The following is a 16,228-nucleotide window of genomic DNA, read 5'->3' on the forward strand; positions in this document are numbered from 1 at the left end:
GACGGACACGAAGGATGGGAACATGACCGGTCGGGTGGCAATCAACGGCTTCGGACGGATCGGGCGGGGCGTGCTGCGCGCGACGCTCGAGCAGGGGAGCGAACTTGAGGTCGTGGCGATCAACGATCTCGGCGACATCACAACCCTCGCCCATCTTCTTGCCCGCGACAGCGTCTACGGTGCCCTGCCCTGGCCCGTGACAGTGGAGGGGAACGAGCTGGTCATTGGAGAACGCCGGATCAGGATCCTGGCCGAGCGCTCGCCTGCAGACCTGCCCTGGGGTGAGCTCGGCATCGACGTAGTGCTCGAATCAACGGGCATCTTCACGGACGCGGACGCCGCGCGCCAGCACCTGGACGCGGGGGCGCGGCGTGTGCTCGTCAGCGCGCCCTCGAACGGCGCGGATCTCACGATCGTGGTTGGGGTGAACGATGAGCAGTACGATCCCACGCAGCATGTGATCGTGTCGAATGCGTCGTGCACCACGAACGCGCTCGCGCCGCTCGCGCAGGTGCTCGACGCGCTCGCACCGATCGAGTACGGCGCGATGACCACCGTGCACGCCTACACCCAGGATCAGCGTCTCGCCGACGCGCCGCACAGTGATCTGCGCCGTGCGCGGGCGGCCGCACTGAACATCATCCCCACCTCGACGGGAGCAGCGAAGGCGATCGGCCTCGTCCTGCCGCAACTTGACGGCAAGCTCACGGGGAGTGCGATCCGCGTGCCGGTGCCGGTGGGGTCGATCGTCGAGCTCCACGCCACGCTCGCGCGCGAGGTCACCGAGGAGGAAGTGCTCCAGGCCTACCGCGATGCGGCGGCCGCGGGACCTCTGCACGGCGTGCTCGAGTATTCGGAGGAGCCCCTCGTGTCGACCGACATTGTGGGGAACCCGCACCCGTCGATCTTCGATTCGGCGCTCACGCGAGTGCACGGCCGCCACGTGAGCGTGGTCGCGTGGTATGACAACGAGATGGGCTTCTCGAACCGCGCGGTTGCCGCGCTCGAGATGCTCGCGGCGAGCTAGCGCCCTGCCGCGCTGAACGTTCTGCGCCGCCGGGGAGTGCTGCCTACGCGCTCCGGCGGCGCAGACGCACGATCAACATCGCGATGAGGCGCCATCCGAGTAGGAACACACCGAGCGTGCCGAGCGTGACGAGCACGAAGGCGAGCGCGACCCCGCCGCCCGAGAGCCACCGAACGAGCATGCCAACGGCCACGGTGCCGAGCCACACGGGGAGTCCCGTGCGCAGCAGCGCGATCGGTCGGCGGGCTGCGCCGCAGAGGATCCAGCTCAGTGCGAGTGCCGCAAGGAACGGCCAGGCCGTCTCGAGGAGGCCGATGAGGGTGGCCTCGCGGGCGTGGCTGCCACGACCCAGCCCGGCGAAGAGCAGTACGAGCGCGACGTCGAGCACGAGCGCCGGGAGCGCGCGCAGCGCGATCTGCGCGGCGGAACGCCGCGGCTGGGTGGGCGCGTTGCCTGTCACCGGGCGTCCCCCGTCTCAGGTGTGCGCGTTCGCGATACGAGATCGACCACCGCGTTGTGCAGTGCGCCGTTCGTGGCGAGCGAGCTGCCGTTCCACGCGCTCTCGGCCCCGTCAATGTCGGTGAAGCGACCACCGGCCTCGCGTACGATCGGCACGAGCGCGGCAAGGTCGTACGGCTTCACGTCGAACTCGGCAACAATGTCGACGAGCCCCTCGGCGAGCAGCATGTACGACCACATGTCGCCGTAGGCGCGATCGCGCCACACCGTGCGGCTCAGCGTGATGAGCGGCTGCAGATAGCCCGCGAGGTCCCACTGCTCAATGCTCTGGAAGCTGAGCGAAGCGTGCTCGAGATCGCGCACGCCCGAAACTCGGAGCTGCCGCGGTGCCTCGTTCGGCTGCTGGCCCCACGCACCCGTTCCCGTTTCCGCCCACCAGCGCGCGCCGAATGCGGGCGCCGACACGACACCCACTGTGGGTTCGCCGTCGACCTCGAGTGCGATGAGGGTGGCCCAGTTCGGAACGCCGCGCAGAAAGTTCGATGTGCCGTCGATCGGGTCGATGATCCAGCGCCGCGAGCCACGCTCCGCCGAGCCTGATTCTTCGCCGAGGAAGCTGTCGCCCGGCAGCGCGGACTCAATGCGATCCCGCAGTGCGCGCTCGACAGCCTGGTCCGCGTCGGTGACGAAGGTGCGATCCGGCTTCGTTTCGATCGTGAGGTCCGCAGCACGGAACCGGGGGAGCGAAATCGAATCGGCAAGATCTGCGAGTTCGAGCGCGAACGCGAGATCCGCGGACTGCGCGGGGAGTGAGGTGTTCATCGGCGCCCTCCATGAACGAGGAGTGAACTGGGGCTGGATACACGGAAAGCTCGGCACACGAGTGCCGAGCTTTCCGAACTGTGCGCCCTCACGGGCTCGAACCGTGGACCCGCTGATTAAGAGTCAGCTGCTCTACCAACTGAGCTAAAGGCGCTTACTTGCCGCTTCCTGAGCTCCGGGGCTCATTTGCAACGGGTGAAACTCTAACACGATCGCGACGCCGCGTTCAAATTCGCGTGGGTATCCCGCGCGCGTCGCGATCGTGTTCCCGTCCGGACGCCTGTCGTTTACTCGGTTTCTTGCGCAGCGACCGCGCGCGGCCGAGCCTTCCTGACGAGCAGCGCTGCGGAGACCGCGACTGCGATCACGGAGCCCACCATCACCGCGAGGCGCGCGGTGTCGGCGTCACCCGCGTCCGAGAAGCTCAGCTCGGTCACGAGGAGCGAGACGGTGAAGCCCACGCCTGCGAGGGCCGCCACACCAATCAGTTCCCGCCAGCGCACCGCGGGGTCGAGCTCGGCGCGCGTGAAGCGGGTGAGCAACCAGGTGATGAGGGAGATGCCGACGGGCTTGCCGATCACGAGGCCCACCATGATGCCGAGCGCGATCGGGTCGAGGGGGAAGCGGGACGCGCCGCCCACTGCAACGCCCGCGGCGAAGAACGCGAACACCGGCACCGCGATCCCGGTCGAGAGGGGGCGGAAGCGGTGCTCGAAGGTTTCCGCCAGTTGCGTGCCGTCGCGGCCGGACACGGGAACGAGGAAGGCGAGCACCACGCCCGCGATCGTCGCGTGGATGCCAGAGGCGTGGAAGAGGGCCCAGGCGACCATGCCGAGCGGGAGCAGGATGAGCCACGGGCCCCACGTCGAGCGGGCCAACCGGGCGGCGTACTTCCGGGAGATGAACCAGTAGAGGGCGAGCGGAATCACCGACAGGACGAGGGGGAGGAGCTGGATGTTCTCCGTGTAGAACACGGCAATGATCGTGATCGCGATGAGGTCGTCGACCACCGCGAGGGTGAGGAGGAACATGCGGAGCGCGGGCGGAATGCGCGGGGCGATGAGGCCGAGGACGGCGACGGCGAACGCGATGTCGGTGGCTGTGGGGATCGCCCAGCCGTGAGCCGCTGGCGTGCCCGCGGTGAACGAGACGTAGAGGAGCGCGGGCACAGCCACGCCGCCGAATGCTGCGGCGACCGGCACGATGGCGGTTGAGAACTTGCTCAGCGCGCCCGAAACGAACTCGCGTTTGAGTTCGAGCCCCACCATGAAGAAGAAGATGGCGAGCAGGCCATCCGACGCCCAGTGACCCACATTGATGTTGAGCCCGAGGCTTGCGGGACCGATCTTGGTGTCCCGGAGCGCGAAGTAGGAGTCAGCGATCGGGCTGTTCGCCGCGAGGAAGCCGAGCAGTGCGGCGATCATCACAATCACGCCGCCGACGACTTCGGCGCGGAGGAGTCGGCTCACGCGAGCGGCTTCGCGCTTGCTGACGAGCGAGAGGATCCTGCGTCGGCGTGGCCGCTCGGCGCCGGGGATCGGGGAATTCTTGGCTGGGGTCATCGTTGGCCTTCTGTTCGGGCACGGTCAATGGACACTGTCGACCAGACTTCCCGACTCACCGCGACACAGTGTAGCGCGGTCCCCCGCCCAGCGCGGAAGAAAACGCGGCGCGCCCTGGCGCTACTTGCCGTCGAACTCGCGATCCTTGTCCTGCATTGCAACGCTGCCGATCGCGAGAGCGAGCGTGGCGAGCCAGACGCCCCACACGACGAAGCGGCGCCAATCGCGGGGCATACCGCCCGTGCGGCGAGCGGTGCTTACCGCGCCGACCGCAGCGCCGAGCACACCGGGGTTCGTGAGGTACTTTCCAAGAGACACGCGTCCTCCAAATCGTCGGCTGTGCGGATCAGCCTACCCGGGGGAGGCGAACGAAAATCGAGGAGTGGGGTATTCTGGCGGATGGACTCCGCCGTGCGGAGCAGACTTTTCGCGGGAATCCCCGCGGTGATGGCAGTGAATGGAGTAAATCGCTATGGCGTCGCAGGACAATGGGGCACTGTTCGAGGAGAGCTCGCGGGGTGGGGTGAGCGCGGTCACGGCGATCTTCTTCGTCCTGTCCATCGCACTCGCATTCGGTGGCTTCGTACTGATGAGCTTCGGCTTCAACCCGTCGCTCGGCGCGACCACGGAGCTGTGGCTGTTCGTTGGTGGCCTGGCCGCGTCCATCGTGGGCTTCGCGCTGCCGTTCACGGTGCTTCCCGCTATCGGGAAGTAACGCATCACGCGCGAACGCGTCGTCGGCCTCTGGTCGGCGGCGCGTTTGTTGTTTTTTGGGCGCCCTCCGGTACTCCAATCGGGCATGTGGGAGGGCATAGACTTGGGGCATGGCAGAGATTGACATGAAGCCTCGAAGTCGCGACGTCACCGATGGCATCGAGGCCACGACGAGCCGTGGCATGCTCCGTGCCGTGGGCATGGGCGATGAGGATTGGGACAAGCCGCAGATTGGCATCGCGTCCTCCTGGAACGAGATCACGCCCTGCAACCTCTCGCTCGATCGCCTGGCGCAGGGGGCGAAGGAGGGCGTGCACGCCGGCGGTGGGTACCCGCTGCAGTTCGGCACGATCTCGGTCTCCGATGGCATTTCGATGGGGCACGAGGGAATGCACTTCTCGCTCGTCTCACGCGAGGTCATTGCCGACTCGGTCGAGACCGTCGTGATGGCCGAGCGCCTCGACGGCACGGTGGTGCTCGCCGGGTGCGATAAGTCTCTGCCCGGCATGCTGATGGCCGCCGCTCGCCTCGATCTCGCGAGTGTGTTCCTGTACGCCGGTTCGATTGCGCCCGGCTGGGTGAAGCTGTCGGACGGCACGGAGAAGACCGTGACGATCATCGACTCGTTCGAAGCGGTCGGCGCGTGCAAGGCCGGCACAATGTCGGAAGAAGACCTGAAGCGCATTGAGTGCGCAATCGCCCCCGGCGAGGGTGCGTGCGGCGGTATGTACACCGCGAACACGATGGCCTGTGTCGCTGAGGCACTCGGGATGAGCCTGCCCGGCTCGGCGGCGCCGCCCTCTGCCGACCGCCGCCGCGACTACTACGCGCACCGCTCCGGTGAGGCCGTGGTCAACATGCTGCGCAAGGGCATCACCACCCGCGACATCCTCACGAAGAAGGCGTTCGAGAATGCCATCACCGTGGCAATGGTGCTGGGCGGCTCGACGAACGCGGTGCTGCACCTCCTCGCGATCGCTCGCGAGGCAGAGGTAGAACTGACGCTCGACGACTTCACGCGCATCGGGCAGAAGTCGCCGCACCTCGCGGACGTCAAGCCGTTCGGTCAGTTCGTCGCGCAGGACTTCGACCGTGTCGGGGGCATGCCCGTCGTGATGCAGGCGCTGCTCGACGCCGGCCTGCTCCACGGTGACGCGCTCACGGTCACGGGGAAGACCGTCGCCGAGAACCTCGCCGAGCTGACCCCGCAGCCCCTCGACGGCACGGTGATTCGTCAGCTGGACAACCCCATTCACGCCACGGGCGGCCTCACCATCCTTGACGGCTCGCTCGCGCCGGAGGGCGCGGTCGTGAAGACGGCCGGCTTTGACGCCGAGGTGTTCGAGGGCCCCGCGCGGGTGTTCGAGCGCGAGCGGGCCGCGATGGACGCGCTCACCGAGGGCAAGATCGGTGCGGGCGACATCGTGGTGATTCGCTACGAGGGGCCCAAGGGTGGCCCGGGGATGCGTGAGATGCTCGCCATCACCGCAGCGATCAAGGGCGCGGGGCTCGGAAAAGATGTACTACTATTGACGGACGGACGATTCTCAGGCGGCACAACCGGCCTGTGCATCGGCCATATTGCACCAGAGGCAACGGACGGAGGTCCAATTGCCCTGGTCCGCGACGGTGACCTGATTCGGGTCGATATCGCCGCACGAACGCTCGATCTGCTGGTAGATCCCGCTGAGCTTGAGGCCCGCCGAGCCACCTGGGCCCCGCTTCCCCCGCGATACACGCGCGGCGTACTTGCGAAGTACTCCAAGCTCGTTCGTTCCGCCTCCGAAGGCGCCGTCACCGGCTAAGCCGCGACGCCCCGCTTCCGCAGAGACGGAGTGCGTTGCACACGTTTGTATTGCGTTCCACCTTACGATCACGAAAGCAAGCAATGACCTCGGAATCGAGTGCACCCTCACCAGCAACGCCCGGCTCAGGCCGGGGAGAGCGGATGACTGGCGCGCAGGCCGTCCTCCGTAGCCTTGAAGCCCTCGGCGTCAAGGACGTATTCGGACTGCCGGGCGGCGCTGTCCTCCCGCTGTACGACGCCATCATGGACGCGGAGAAGCTGCGTCATATTCTGGTTCGCCACGAGCAGGGCGGCGGTCACGCAGCCGAAGGCTACGCGGCAGCGAGTGGCGAGGTCGGCGTGTGCATCGCGACCTCGGGCCCTGGCGCGACGAACCTCGTCACTGCGATCGCTGACGCCTACATGGACTCGGTGCCGCTCCTCGCGATCACCGGCCAGGTGTTCTCGCACCTCATGGGCACCGACGCGTTCCAGGAAGCAGACATTGTCGGCATTACGATGCCGATCACAAAGCACTCCTTCCTGGTCACCACGGCCGCAGAGGTGCCCGCCGCGATCGCTGCGGCGTACCACCTGGCGTCGACTGGTCGCCCCGGCCCCGTGCTCGTGGACATTACGAAGGACGCCCAGGAAGGCCTGCTCGATTTCGAGTGGGATCCGCAGGTCGAGCTTGCCGGCTACCGCCCGATCATGAAGGCGAACAGCAAGCAGATCCAGGCTGCCGCAGACCTCATCGCAGCGGCAGAGCGTCCCGTGTTCTACGTCGGTGGCGGCGTGAACCGTGCGGGCGCCTCCGCGGAGCTCAAGCAGCTCGCTGAGCTCGTGGGCGCGCCGGTTGTGACGACCCTGATGGCGCGCGGTGTCTTCCCGGACTCGCACCCGCAGCACCTCGGCATGCCCGGCATGCACGGCACCGTCCCCGCGGTGCTCGCGCTCCAGGAAGCAGACCTGCTCATCACGCTCGGCGCGCGCTTCGATGACCGCGTCACGGGCAAGGCCGCGCTCTTCGCCCCCGAGGCGAAGGTGATTCACGCCGATGTCGATCCCGCAGAGATCGGCAAGATCCGTGCCGCCGATGTGCCAATCGTGGGCGACGCGGCCGACGTGATCGCTGACCTGATCGCAGCAGTCTCGTCCGCAAAGATGAGCCAGACGTTCGCCGACATGGGACCGTGGTGGGCACGCCTGCGCGAGCTGCAGGAGAAGTACCCGCTCGGCTACCAGGAGACGAGCGATGGGCTGCTCTCGCCGCAGCACGTCATCCAGCGCATTGGCGAGCTGACCGGCCCCGAGGGCGTGTACGCCGCGGGCGTGGGGCAGCACCAGATGTGGGCCGCGCAGTTCATCAAGTACGAGCGTCCCAACGCATGGCTGAACTCCGGCGGCGCCGGCACGATGGGCTACTCCGTTCCCGCCGCAATGGGCGCGAAGGTCGCGGAACCCGACCGCGTGGTTTGGGCGATCGATGGCGACGGCTGCTTCCAGATGACCAACCAGGAGCTCGCCACCTGCATGGTGAACAACATTCCCATCAAGGTTGCGGTCATCAACAACTCCTCGCTTGGCATGGTGCGCCAGTGGCAGACCCTCATCTACGACGGTCGCTACTCGAACACGGAGCTCAACACCGGGCACGGCTCGCAACGCGTTCCCGACTTCGTGAAGCTCGGCGAGGCCTACGGCTGCCTGGCGCTCCGCGTGGAGCGTGAGGACCAGATTGACGACGCGATCAAGCTCGCGCTTGAGACGAACGACCGCCCCGTGGTGATCGACTTCGTTGTGAGCGCCGACGCGATGGTGTGGCCGATGGTCCGCCAGGGCACCTCGAATAGCGATATCCAGTACGCACTTGATCACGCCCCCGAATGGGAGGGAGAGTAACCATGAGCCGTCACGTTCTCAGCCTCCTCGTCGAGGATAAGCCGGGTCTCTTGACCCGAGTCGCCGGCCTGTTCGCACGCCGCGGATTCAACATTGAGTCGCTCGCGGTGGGCCCCACGGAGATGCGCGGCCTGTCCCGCATCACCGTGGTGGTCGACGAAGACGAGACCCTGCTTGAGCAGGTCACCAAGCAGCTCAACAAGCTCGTCAACGTCATCAAGATCGTCGAGCTCGATGAGTCGAGCTCGGTGCAGCGCGAGCACGTACTCATCAAGGTCCGTGCCGACAACCAGAATCGCTCGCACGTGCTCGAGGCGGTCAACCTGTTCCGTGCCCGCGTCGTCGACGTGGTGCCGGATGCCCTCACCATCGAGGTGACGGGTGACTCCGGCAAGATCGAGGCCTTCCTGAAGGTGCTTGAGCAGTACGGGATCAAGGAGATCGCGCAGTCCGGCCTCATCGCGATGGGGCGCGGATCGAAGTCGATCACCGAGCGAGTATTCAAGAACTAACTGCGTGCCGCAGCATCGCGGCCCGCATGACGTGCGCGTTTCGCGCAGAACTGAACCAACAACTAAAGGAGTAATCCAGTGGCTGAGATGTACTACGACGCTGACGCTGATCTGTCGATCATCCAGGGCAAGAAGGTAGCCGTTGTGGGCTACGGCTCCCAGGGGCACGCCCACGCGATGAACCTTCGCGACTCGGGTGTCGAGGTCGTCATTGCCCTCAAGGAGGGCTCGAAGTCGATCGCCAAGGCTGAAGAGGCTGGCTTCGAGGTCAAGACCGTTGATGCCGCGGCTGAGTGGGCTGACCTCATCATGATCCTCGCGCCGGATCAGCACCAGCGTGCGATCTACAACGAGCAGATCAAGCAGCACATGACCGAGGGCAAGACCCTCGCGTTCGCACACGGCTTCAACATCCGTTTCGGCTACATCGAGGCCCCCGCGGGCGTCGACGTGATCCTCGTCGCCCCGAAGGCTCCCGGCCACACCGTGCGCCGCGAGTTCGAGGCTGGCCGCGGCATCCCCGACATCATTGCCGTCGAGGTCGACGCATCGGGCACCGCCTGGGACACGGCGAAGTCGTACGCGAAGGCGATCGGTGGCACCCGCGCCGGCGTCATCAAGACCACCTTCACTGAGGAGACCGAGACGGATCTCTTCGGCGAGCAGGCTGTGCTCTGCGGCGGCACCTCGCAGCTCGTGCAGTACGGCTTCGAGACCCTCACCGAGGCGGGCTACCAGCCCGAGATCGCCTACTTCGAGGTGCTCCACGAGCTGAAGCTCATCGTTGACCTCATGTGGGAGGGCGGCATCGCTAAGCAGCGCTGGTCGGTCTCCGACACCGCTGAGTACGGCGATTATGTCTCGGGCCCGCGCGTCATCACCCCCGAGGTGAAGGAAAACATGAAGGCTGTGCTCGCGGACATCCAGTCGGGTGCCTTCGCTGAGCGCTTCATCGGCGACCAGGACAACGGTGGCAAGGAGTTCCTCGAGCTCCGTGCCAAGGGTGAGCAGCACCCCATCGAGACGACCGGCCGTGAGCTGCGCAAGCTCTTCGCTTGGAAGTCGACTGACGAGGACTACGTCGACGGCAGCGTCGCGCGCTAGTCACCGCGTTCGCGTGAGCGGCACAACGGCCCAGAAGGCCCGCGCGCCGCGCCACCTGAGGCCCCGGGGGAACACCCCGGGGCCTCAGGTGGCGCGGCGCGCGGCTCGCGGCTCAGCCGCGGGGCTTCGTACGGGCGGTCGCTTCCGCGGTCCACGGGTCCTCGGGCCACGGGTGCTTCGGGTAGCGCCCACGCATCTCTTTCCGCACCTCCTGGTACGGCCCATTCCAGAAAGACGCGAGATCGTCGGTGACCGCGAGCGGCCGGCGGGCGGGGGAGAGGAGATGGAAGAGCACGGGGACTCGACCCCCGGCGAGGCGAGGCGTATCAGCGAGACCGAAGAGTTCCTGCAGCTTCACGGCGACGACGGGACGTGCAGTGGGCTCGTCCGGTGCCGGATAGTCGATGCGCGCGCTCGTGCCGGACGGAACTGCGAGCCGCTCGGGCGCAAGCTCGTCGAAGCGCGTGGCGTCGGGCCAGGGGAGGAGCCGACGGAGCGCGTGGGCGACGTCGATGCCCTGCACGGAAGACTGGGGGCGTAGGCGCTCGAGATCCGGCCCGAGCCAGGTATCGAGCCGTGTGAGCAGCTCCGCGTCATCGACCCCGGGCCACGGCTCACCGAGGGCCTGCTGCAGCACGTGCAGGCGGCCGCGCACAGCGCGCGCAGCGGGGGTCCAGTCGAGCGCGCCGAGTCCCACCTCCAGAACATGTGCGGCGAACGCGGGGCCGGTGTCAGCCTGAGTCGCCTGTGCCGGCTGCGAAGCCAAAAGGATCGCGCCGAGGCGATGTTCCTCGCGCACGCGCACCCGGCCGTCGGTCACGGTAGCCGCGCGAGATGAGGTCCGAAGTGCTGCTCCGATTCGGAGCGCCTCAGCCGCCGGAATGGCCGCGGCGAGCCTGATGACCGCTCCCGTGCCATCCGCTGCGCGTCCGGCGGCCCGCTGCACCTCGCGAACCGCGAGCCACTCGGACGCGAGAAGCGGGCTCCCCTCCGGCAGCGCCGCTCGGGTACCGCTCGCAAGGAGATAGCTGCGTGAGTGCTCCGCGGTGCGCCGTGCGAGCCACTCGGGGCGCGCGAGCGCGGTGACCACGCCCACGTCGTCGGGAGCAGGTGTACCGCCCGTCGCAGGCGGGTTGCCGATGAGCGCTGTGAGGCGGCGTGTTTCTCGCCGCCACCGATCTGCGCCGGGGGCGCGCCCCGTGCGCAGCCCGCGCAGGAGGGCGCCGAGATCGGCGTTCGGCTCACGAAAGTCGTCAGAGAGCGCGGCCACCACCTCCGCCGCACGGCCCGCGTCGCCGAGTTCGGCCGCGCCGTCGAGGAGCGCGCGGGCCTCACGAACGCCGACGGGCATCGCTGCCACGCGTTCGCCCAGCGGTGTCGCGCGGCCATCCTCGCGGCAGAGCCCCAGGGCGTGCAGGGTTTCGAGTGCGCGGGCGAGCGCCGCGGCAGGCGGTGCGGTGGGCAGGCGAAGTCCGACCGCGCCGGGCGTTCCCCACATCGCCAGCATGAGCGCAGCGTCGGTGAGGTCGGCAGACAGGATCTCCGGTGTGACGGCGGCAGGCATCCGCGCGAAGTCGGCTTCGGAATACGCACGAACCGCGCGTCCGGGGCCTTGCCGTGCGGCGCGGCCCGCCCGCTGTTCCGCGCTTGCGCGCGCCGCACTTACCGTGACGAGTCCGGTCATGTCGCGACCCTGATCACGGCGCACCTCACGCGAGAGCCCGGCGTCGATTACGAGCCGCACACCGGGCACGGTCAGTGAGCTCTCGGCGAGCGCCGTGCTCACGACGATGCGTGCCGGCTCGCTCGTGCCGCGGCCGGAGACCGCGCGATCCTGCTCGCGGGCCGGCAGCCGTCCGTGCAGGGGAAGCACCTCCACGCCATGGGGCGCTGTCGGTCCGGGGACAATCTCGCGGATGAGTCGCGTCACCTCGTCGACCTCACGCGCACCCGGCAGGAAAACGAGGGCGTCGTGTCCGGCGCGCGACTGCTCAGCGGCGGCGAGCCGTGCCACGTGGGCTAGGAAGTCTCGCGTGACCCCGCGTTCGTCGAGCCGGGCACTGGGGCCTGCGGCGTAGGCGAGCTCGAGCGGGTGCAGCGCAGCGGGTACCTCGACGGTGAGCGCCCCGAGGAGTTCGGCGAGGCCGGCCGCATCGAGGGTGGCGGACATTGCGATGAGCAGCAGCTCGGGGCGCAACTCGCGCAGCTCTGCAAGCATCCCGAGGAGCAGATCGCTTTCGAGCCCGCGCTCGTGTACCTCGTCGAGCACCACGGCGTCGATGCCCTCGAGGGCCGGATCAGTCAGCAGCCGGCGCAGCAGGACCCCCGGGGTCACCGCCTCTACTCGCGTCTCCGCGCTGACGGTGCGCTCACCGCGCACGGTGAAGCCGACGGGCCCGCCCACCGGGCTGCCGTCCAGCGCAGCGAGGCGCCGGGCCGCGGCTCGCACGGCAACTCGGCGCGGCTGTGTCACGAGGATCCGGCCGCTCGTGTGCGCCGGTGCGGCGCGCGGCGCGCGTTCGGCACAGAGGTTCGCGACGAGCGCTGGCACGAAGGTGGTCTTGCCGGTGCCGGGGGGAGCGGTGATGACAGCCGCGCCGCTCAGTACGGCAGTCGCGAGCTCGTCTGCCGCTGCGGCGACGGGAAGCCCCGCCCCGATCACGGCGAGGTCGAAGAGGTGCGTGGTCACCCGTTCATCCTAGGGTTGGTGCCCCGAGACGCGTGTGGCCGCCGACCCACTGGATCGGCGGCCACACGGCGGCGCCTCCGCGGAACGGAGGCGCTGAACGCTACTGCGCGGGCTCCTCGGCGGGCGTCTCCGCCGGCGCCTCGGTGTCCTGCGTGGTGTCAGCGGCGGGCTGCTCGAGGCCTGCCTTCACGGCGTCGACCTGCTCCTGCGTGTAGCCGCAGTGCTTTGTCGCCTCGCTCTCCCACTTCTGCGTGAGACGGTCCTTGCCGGCGCCGTGCGCCTCGGCGACGGTGCCGACGTAGATGGTGCCGTCCTTCGACTCCTTGTTCACGTCGGGAACGGTCTGGCACACGTGGAAGACGCTTCCGCTCTTCGTCCAGAACACCTCATCGTTGCCCGTGAGTTGCTCGATGATGTTCGTCTCGTTGGCGTACTGCTCCTGCGAGGGCGACTGGTAGGTCGCTCCGAGCGCGCCTGCGATGAGCAGCACGACGATGCCGATGCCACCGGCGAGTGCTTTCTGCTTGCCCGACATGTTCTTGTTCAGGAAGATCATGATGATGAGCGGCAGGAACGAGACGATCGACATGATCGCGCCGAGCTGGTTCTGCACGAAGAACTTCACGCGATCCTTCTCGGAAGCGGGATCGAGGCGGTTCGACTGCTTCCAGCACAGCGAACCGATCACCGAGAGCACACCGGTCACGACGATCGCTCCGATGAGCAGCCACATGTTGACGGGGACCTGCTTGAGGACCCAGAAGATCGCGAAGGCCTGAACGCCAATTGCGAGGACCCACAGCACCCAGGAAATGATCCGGAGCTTTGTGGCCTTCGCCTTCGCCTCGGGGGAGGGAGTCCACGCCGGTCCGGCGTCTTCCGTACGGCTTCCCTGTGCCGGTGCGGAGGACTGAGGCTGTTCTACGCGAACAACCTTCTTCTTGGGGGTTTCGGTCATGACAGCTCTCTTTCGAGTCGACGGTACGTCAAAATATACCGGGAATACGTGGCTCCCGGGTGTCTCGGAGCTTCATCTCGTTACGCTGGCGGGATGGCTAAGAAGACGGTCCGAGCGCCGCGGGAGAGCGCGCTCGCGAGCGGGTGGACGGTAGAGGGAGATCCGGATCCGGAACTCGTGATCGCGGATGCCGCCGCGGCCCCGGACCCCGGGTCCGTGGACACTCCGGCTGACGAGGAGTCGGCTGCGGCAGCGACAGCCGAGCGCGGCACACAGGTATCGAACGGCGCGCTCGTCGCGCTAGGCGTGTTCGGTGGGCTCTACCTCCTGTACACGCTCGGTTGGGCGAACGTTGCGCAGGCCTACGCGACCGTGAACGCGCTCACCGCAGCGGGAAGCGGTTCGCTCGGTGGCGTGCTGCAGCAGATTGTCTTCTGGGCGGCTCCGTTCGCGCCAGCCATGTGGTTCTTCACCGCGCTCGTGTTCGCCCGCGGCAAGGGCGCGGCGCGACTCACGATCCTGCTCGCTGTCGGTGCCGTCGTGCTCCTGCCGCTTCCAATGCTCATCGCCCGAGGAGGCTAATCGTGGTGGCTCGTATCGCTTGGTGGATCGCCGGGCTTCTCGTCGCCGTGCTCTATGTGCACGCCACCGTGACCGGTATCGGAAACCTCACGGGCATGCTTGGCCTCGCTGGCGCGCTGGGGATGGGCCTGAGCGCCTCGGGCTGGGCGTGGCTGGTATTCGGGATCGCGATGCCGGTGCTCATTTTTGCCGGTGCGCTGTTGCTCGGCCGGAAGCGCGGGGGCGGCACACGAATCCTCCTGCTCGCGGCGGGGATCGCTGTCGTGGCGGTAGTGCAGCTCGACGTCATGCACCTCATTCCTGAGTCGACATATTTCGCCTAGCGCGCGGAACGCGCCCGGGACGCCGGTAGACTGAGTGATCTGCGTGACTATTCATGCAGATTCCCTGTCGCTGACCCGAAGGATTCGCTTGATGTCTGCGCCGGTCGTGCTGATCGCCGAACAACTCTCTCCCGCCACCATTGCCGCACTCGGCCCCGACTTCGAGGTGGTGCACGTCGACGGTACTGACCGCGATGCGCTGCGCTCGGCGCTCGCGACCGCTGATGCCGTGCTGGTGCGCTCTGCCACCCAGATCGACGCGGAGGCGCTCTCGTGGGCGCCCCAGCTGAAGGTTGTCGCCCGCGCTGGCGTCGGCCTCGACAACGTGGACATCAAGGCGGCCACGCAGGCCGGCGTCATGGTGGTGAACGCCCCCACGTCGAACGTGATCAGCGCCGCTGAGCTCACGGTCGCCCACATTCTCGGCCTCGCGCGCCACCTGCAGCGCGCGCACGCCTCGCTTTCCGCCGGCCAGTGGAAGCGCTCGTCCTTCACGGGAACCGAGCTCTACGAGAAGACGATCGGCATTATCGGGCTGGGCCGTATCGGCGCACTCGTTGCCGAGCGTCTTCGCGGTTTCGGTGTCGAGCTGGTCGCGTACGACCCCTACGTCACCGCCACCCGCGCGCAGCAGCTCGGGGTGCAGCTCGTCTCCCTCGAGGAACTGGTGGAGCGCGCTGACTTCCTGACGATCCACATGCCGCGCACGCCCGAGACGCTCGGCATGATCGGAGCGGAGCAGCTCGCAGCGATGAAGCGCACCGCGTACGTCGTCAACGTTGCGCGCGGTGGCCTGATTGATGAGGCCGCACTTGCTGACGCGCTTGCCGCCGGCGAGATCGCCGGTGCAGCGCTCGACGTCTTCGTGCAGGAGCCCCCGGCCGACACGAGCCTGACCGGTCTCGACACGGTCAACGTCACCCCGCACCTCGGTGCCTCGACCGAAGAAGCACAGGAGAAGGCCGGCGTGTCCGTCGCAAAGTCTGTGCGACTCGCGCTCGCAGGTGACCTCGTACCCGACGCGGTCAACGTCGCGGGCGGTGTGATCGACGAGACCGTGCGCCCCGGCCTGCCCCTCACGGAGAAGCTCGGCCAGATCTTCGCCGGCCTCGCGGCGGGGCCGATCGGCTCGCTCGACATCGAGGTGCACGGCGAGCTCGCCGATCACAACGTGGAGGCGCTTCGCCTGGCCGCGCTCAAGGGCATCTTCTCGAAGGTGGTCAGCGACCCCGTGTCGTACGTCAACGCTCCGCTCCTCGCCGAGCAGCGCAACGTTGAGGTGCGTTTCTCGGTCGACGCGGTCTCCGAGAGCTACCGCAACGTCATCACGATCCGCGGCGCGCTCACTGACGGCACCCCGCTCTCGGTCTCCGGCACCCTCACGGGGCCGAAGCAGATCGAGAAGATCGTTGAGGTGAACGGCTACGAGGTTGAGCTGCCGATCCCTGAGCACCTCGTAGTGTTCAGCTACACCGACCGCCCCGGCATCGTCGCGGCGTACGGCGGCCTGCTCGGCGACGCTGGCGTGAACATCGCCGGGCTGCAGATCGCGCGCGACGAGAAGAAGGGCACCGCGCTGTCGGTGCTCTCGGTCGACGCGCCGATCGCAGACGAGCTGGTGGAGTCGCTGCGCGCCGCAATCGGTGCTGACGCGCTGCACACGATCGACATCGACGCGCTCTGATCTGCGGATCTCGAACGCCAGTTTTGGCGTGATGCGCTGCGAAAACCCCCTGCCGTACGGCAGGGGGTTTTCGCGTTTTCGCGCGCTGACTTGTCGTGAGCCGC

General features: G+C 67.6%; 15 protein-coding genes and 1 tRNA gene. 9 read left to right on the top strand and 7 right to left on the bottom strand.

Going from position 1 to position 16,228, the window contains the following annotated elements; genetic code table 11:
* Positions 1-22: 22 nt before the first annotated feature.
* Positions 23-1,027: a type I glyceraldehyde-3-phosphate dehydrogenase gene (gap, locus tag D3226_RS04540; RefSeq protein ID WP_202381171.1), complete on the top strand. Its 1,005-nt coding sequence runs from the start codon at positions 23-25 to the stop codon at positions 1,025-1,027.
* 43 nt (positions 1,028-1,070) lie between these two features.
* Here gap and D3226_RS04545 read toward each other — a convergent pair whose 3' ends face one another.
* From D3226_RS04545 to D3226_RS04565, 5 genes are all read right to left on the bottom strand, one after another.
* The gene (locus tag D3226_RS04545; protein ID WP_337248895.1) at positions 1,071-1,487 is read right to left on the bottom strand and encodes a DUF3054 domain-containing protein; all 417 of its coding nucleotides are present in this window, start codon (positions 1,485-1,487) and stop codon (positions 1,071-1,073) included.
* On the bottom strand, positions 1,484-2,308 hold the full coding sequence (locus tag D3226_RS04550) for an inositol monophosphatase family protein (RefSeq protein WP_202381172.1): 825 nt from the start codon (positions 2,306-2,308) through the stop codon (positions 1,484-1,486). Before D3226_RS04550 ends, D3226_RS04545 begins: the two co-directional genes overlap by 4 nt.
* Before the next feature lie 81 nt (positions 2,309-2,389).
* Positions 2,390-2,462: transfer RNA gene (locus D3226_RS04555), tRNA-Lys, on the bottom strand.
* 133 nt (positions 2,463-2,595) lie between these two features.
* On the bottom strand, positions 2,596-3,870 hold the full coding sequence (nhaA, locus tag D3226_RS04560) for a Na+/H+ antiporter NhaA (protein WP_202381173.1): 1,275 nt from the start codon (positions 3,868-3,870) through the stop codon (positions 2,596-2,598).
* Positions 3,871-3,990: 120 nt separating this feature from the next.
* Complete coding sequence (locus D3226_RS04565) at positions 3,991-4,188, bottom strand: hypothetical protein (RefSeq protein ID WP_202381174.1); 198 nt, start codon at positions 4,186-4,188, stop codon at positions 3,991-3,993.
* 154 nt (positions 4,189-4,342) lie between these two features.
* On the opposite strand from D3226_RS04565, the gene D3226_RS04570 reads away from it, so the two are divergent.
* The 5 genes from D3226_RS04570 (at position 4,343) to ilvC (ending at position 9,888) form a co-directional block, all read left to right on the top strand.
* Positions 4,343-4,585 (top strand): hypothetical protein, encoded by a 243-nt coding sequence (locus tag D3226_RS04570; RefSeq protein WP_202381175.1) that lies wholly within the window; start codon positions 4,343-4,345, stop codon positions 4,583-4,585.
* Between the two features lie 109 nt (positions 4,586-4,694).
* Positions 4,695-6,389: a dihydroxy-acid dehydratase gene (gene ilvD / locus D3226_RS04575; RefSeq protein WP_202381176.1), complete on the top strand. Its 1,695-nt coding sequence runs from the start codon at positions 4,695-4,697 to the stop codon at positions 6,387-6,389.
* An 83-nt stretch (positions 6,390-6,472) separates the two neighbouring features.
* A complete protein-coding gene (locus D3226_RS04580) occupies positions 6,473-8,272 on the top strand; it encodes an acetolactate synthase large subunit (protein WP_202381177.1) in 1,800 nt (599 codons plus the stop codon).
* Between the two features lie 2 nt (positions 8,273-8,274).
* Positions 8,275-8,784: an acetolactate synthase small subunit gene (ilvN, locus tag D3226_RS04585; RefSeq protein WP_202381178.1), complete on the top strand. Its 510-nt coding sequence runs from the start codon at positions 8,275-8,277 to the stop codon at positions 8,782-8,784.
* Between the two features lie 87 nt (positions 8,785-8,871).
* The gene (gene ilvC, locus D3226_RS04590) at positions 8,872-9,888 is read left to right on the top strand and encodes a ketol-acid reductoisomerase (RefSeq protein ID WP_237462458.1); all 1,017 of its coding nucleotides are present in this window, start codon (positions 8,872-8,874) and stop codon (positions 9,886-9,888) included.
* 112 nt (positions 9,889-10,000) lie between these two features.
* Here ilvC and hrpB read toward each other — a convergent pair whose 3' ends face one another.
* Complete coding sequence (gene hrpB, locus D3226_RS04595) at positions 10,001-12,577, bottom strand: ATP-dependent helicase HrpB (RefSeq protein ID WP_202381180.1); 2,577 nt, start codon at positions 12,575-12,577, stop codon at positions 10,001-10,003.
* A 100-nt stretch (positions 12,578-12,677) separates the two neighbouring features.
* Positions 12,678-13,535, bottom strand: coding sequence for a hypothetical protein (locus D3226_RS04600; protein WP_202381181.1), 858 nt, complete (start codon positions 13,533-13,535; stop codon positions 12,678-12,680).
* 93 nt (positions 13,536-13,628) lie between these two features.
* Here D3226_RS04600 and D3226_RS04605 point away from each other — a divergent pair, with 93 nt between their 5' ends.
* The 3 genes from D3226_RS04605 to serA all read left to right on the top strand — a co-directional run bounded on the left by D3226_RS04605 (position 13,629) and on the right by serA (position 16,124).
* Entirely contained in the window at positions 13,629-14,117 is a 489-nt protein-coding gene (locus D3226_RS04605) for a hypothetical protein (RefSeq protein ID WP_202381182.1), read from the top strand.
* A 5-nt stretch (positions 14,118-14,122) separates the two neighbouring features.
* Complete coding sequence (locus tag D3226_RS04610) at positions 14,123-14,440, top strand: hypothetical protein (RefSeq protein ID WP_237462230.1); 318 nt, start codon at positions 14,123-14,125, stop codon at positions 14,438-14,440.
* Positions 14,441-14,531: 91 nt separating this feature from the next.
* The gene (gene serA / locus D3226_RS04615) at positions 14,532-16,124 is read left to right on the top strand and encodes a phosphoglycerate dehydrogenase (RefSeq protein WP_202381184.1); all 1,593 of its coding nucleotides are present in this window, start codon (positions 14,532-14,534) and stop codon (positions 16,122-16,124) included.
* Positions 16,125-16,228: the final 104 nt, after the last annotated feature.

The sequence above is a fragment of the Leucobacter chromiireducens subsp. chromiireducens genome, assembly GCF_016758255.1.
GTDB classification, from domain to species: domain Bacteria; phylum Actinomycetota; class Actinomycetes; order Actinomycetales; family Microbacteriaceae; genus Leucobacter; species Leucobacter chromiireducens.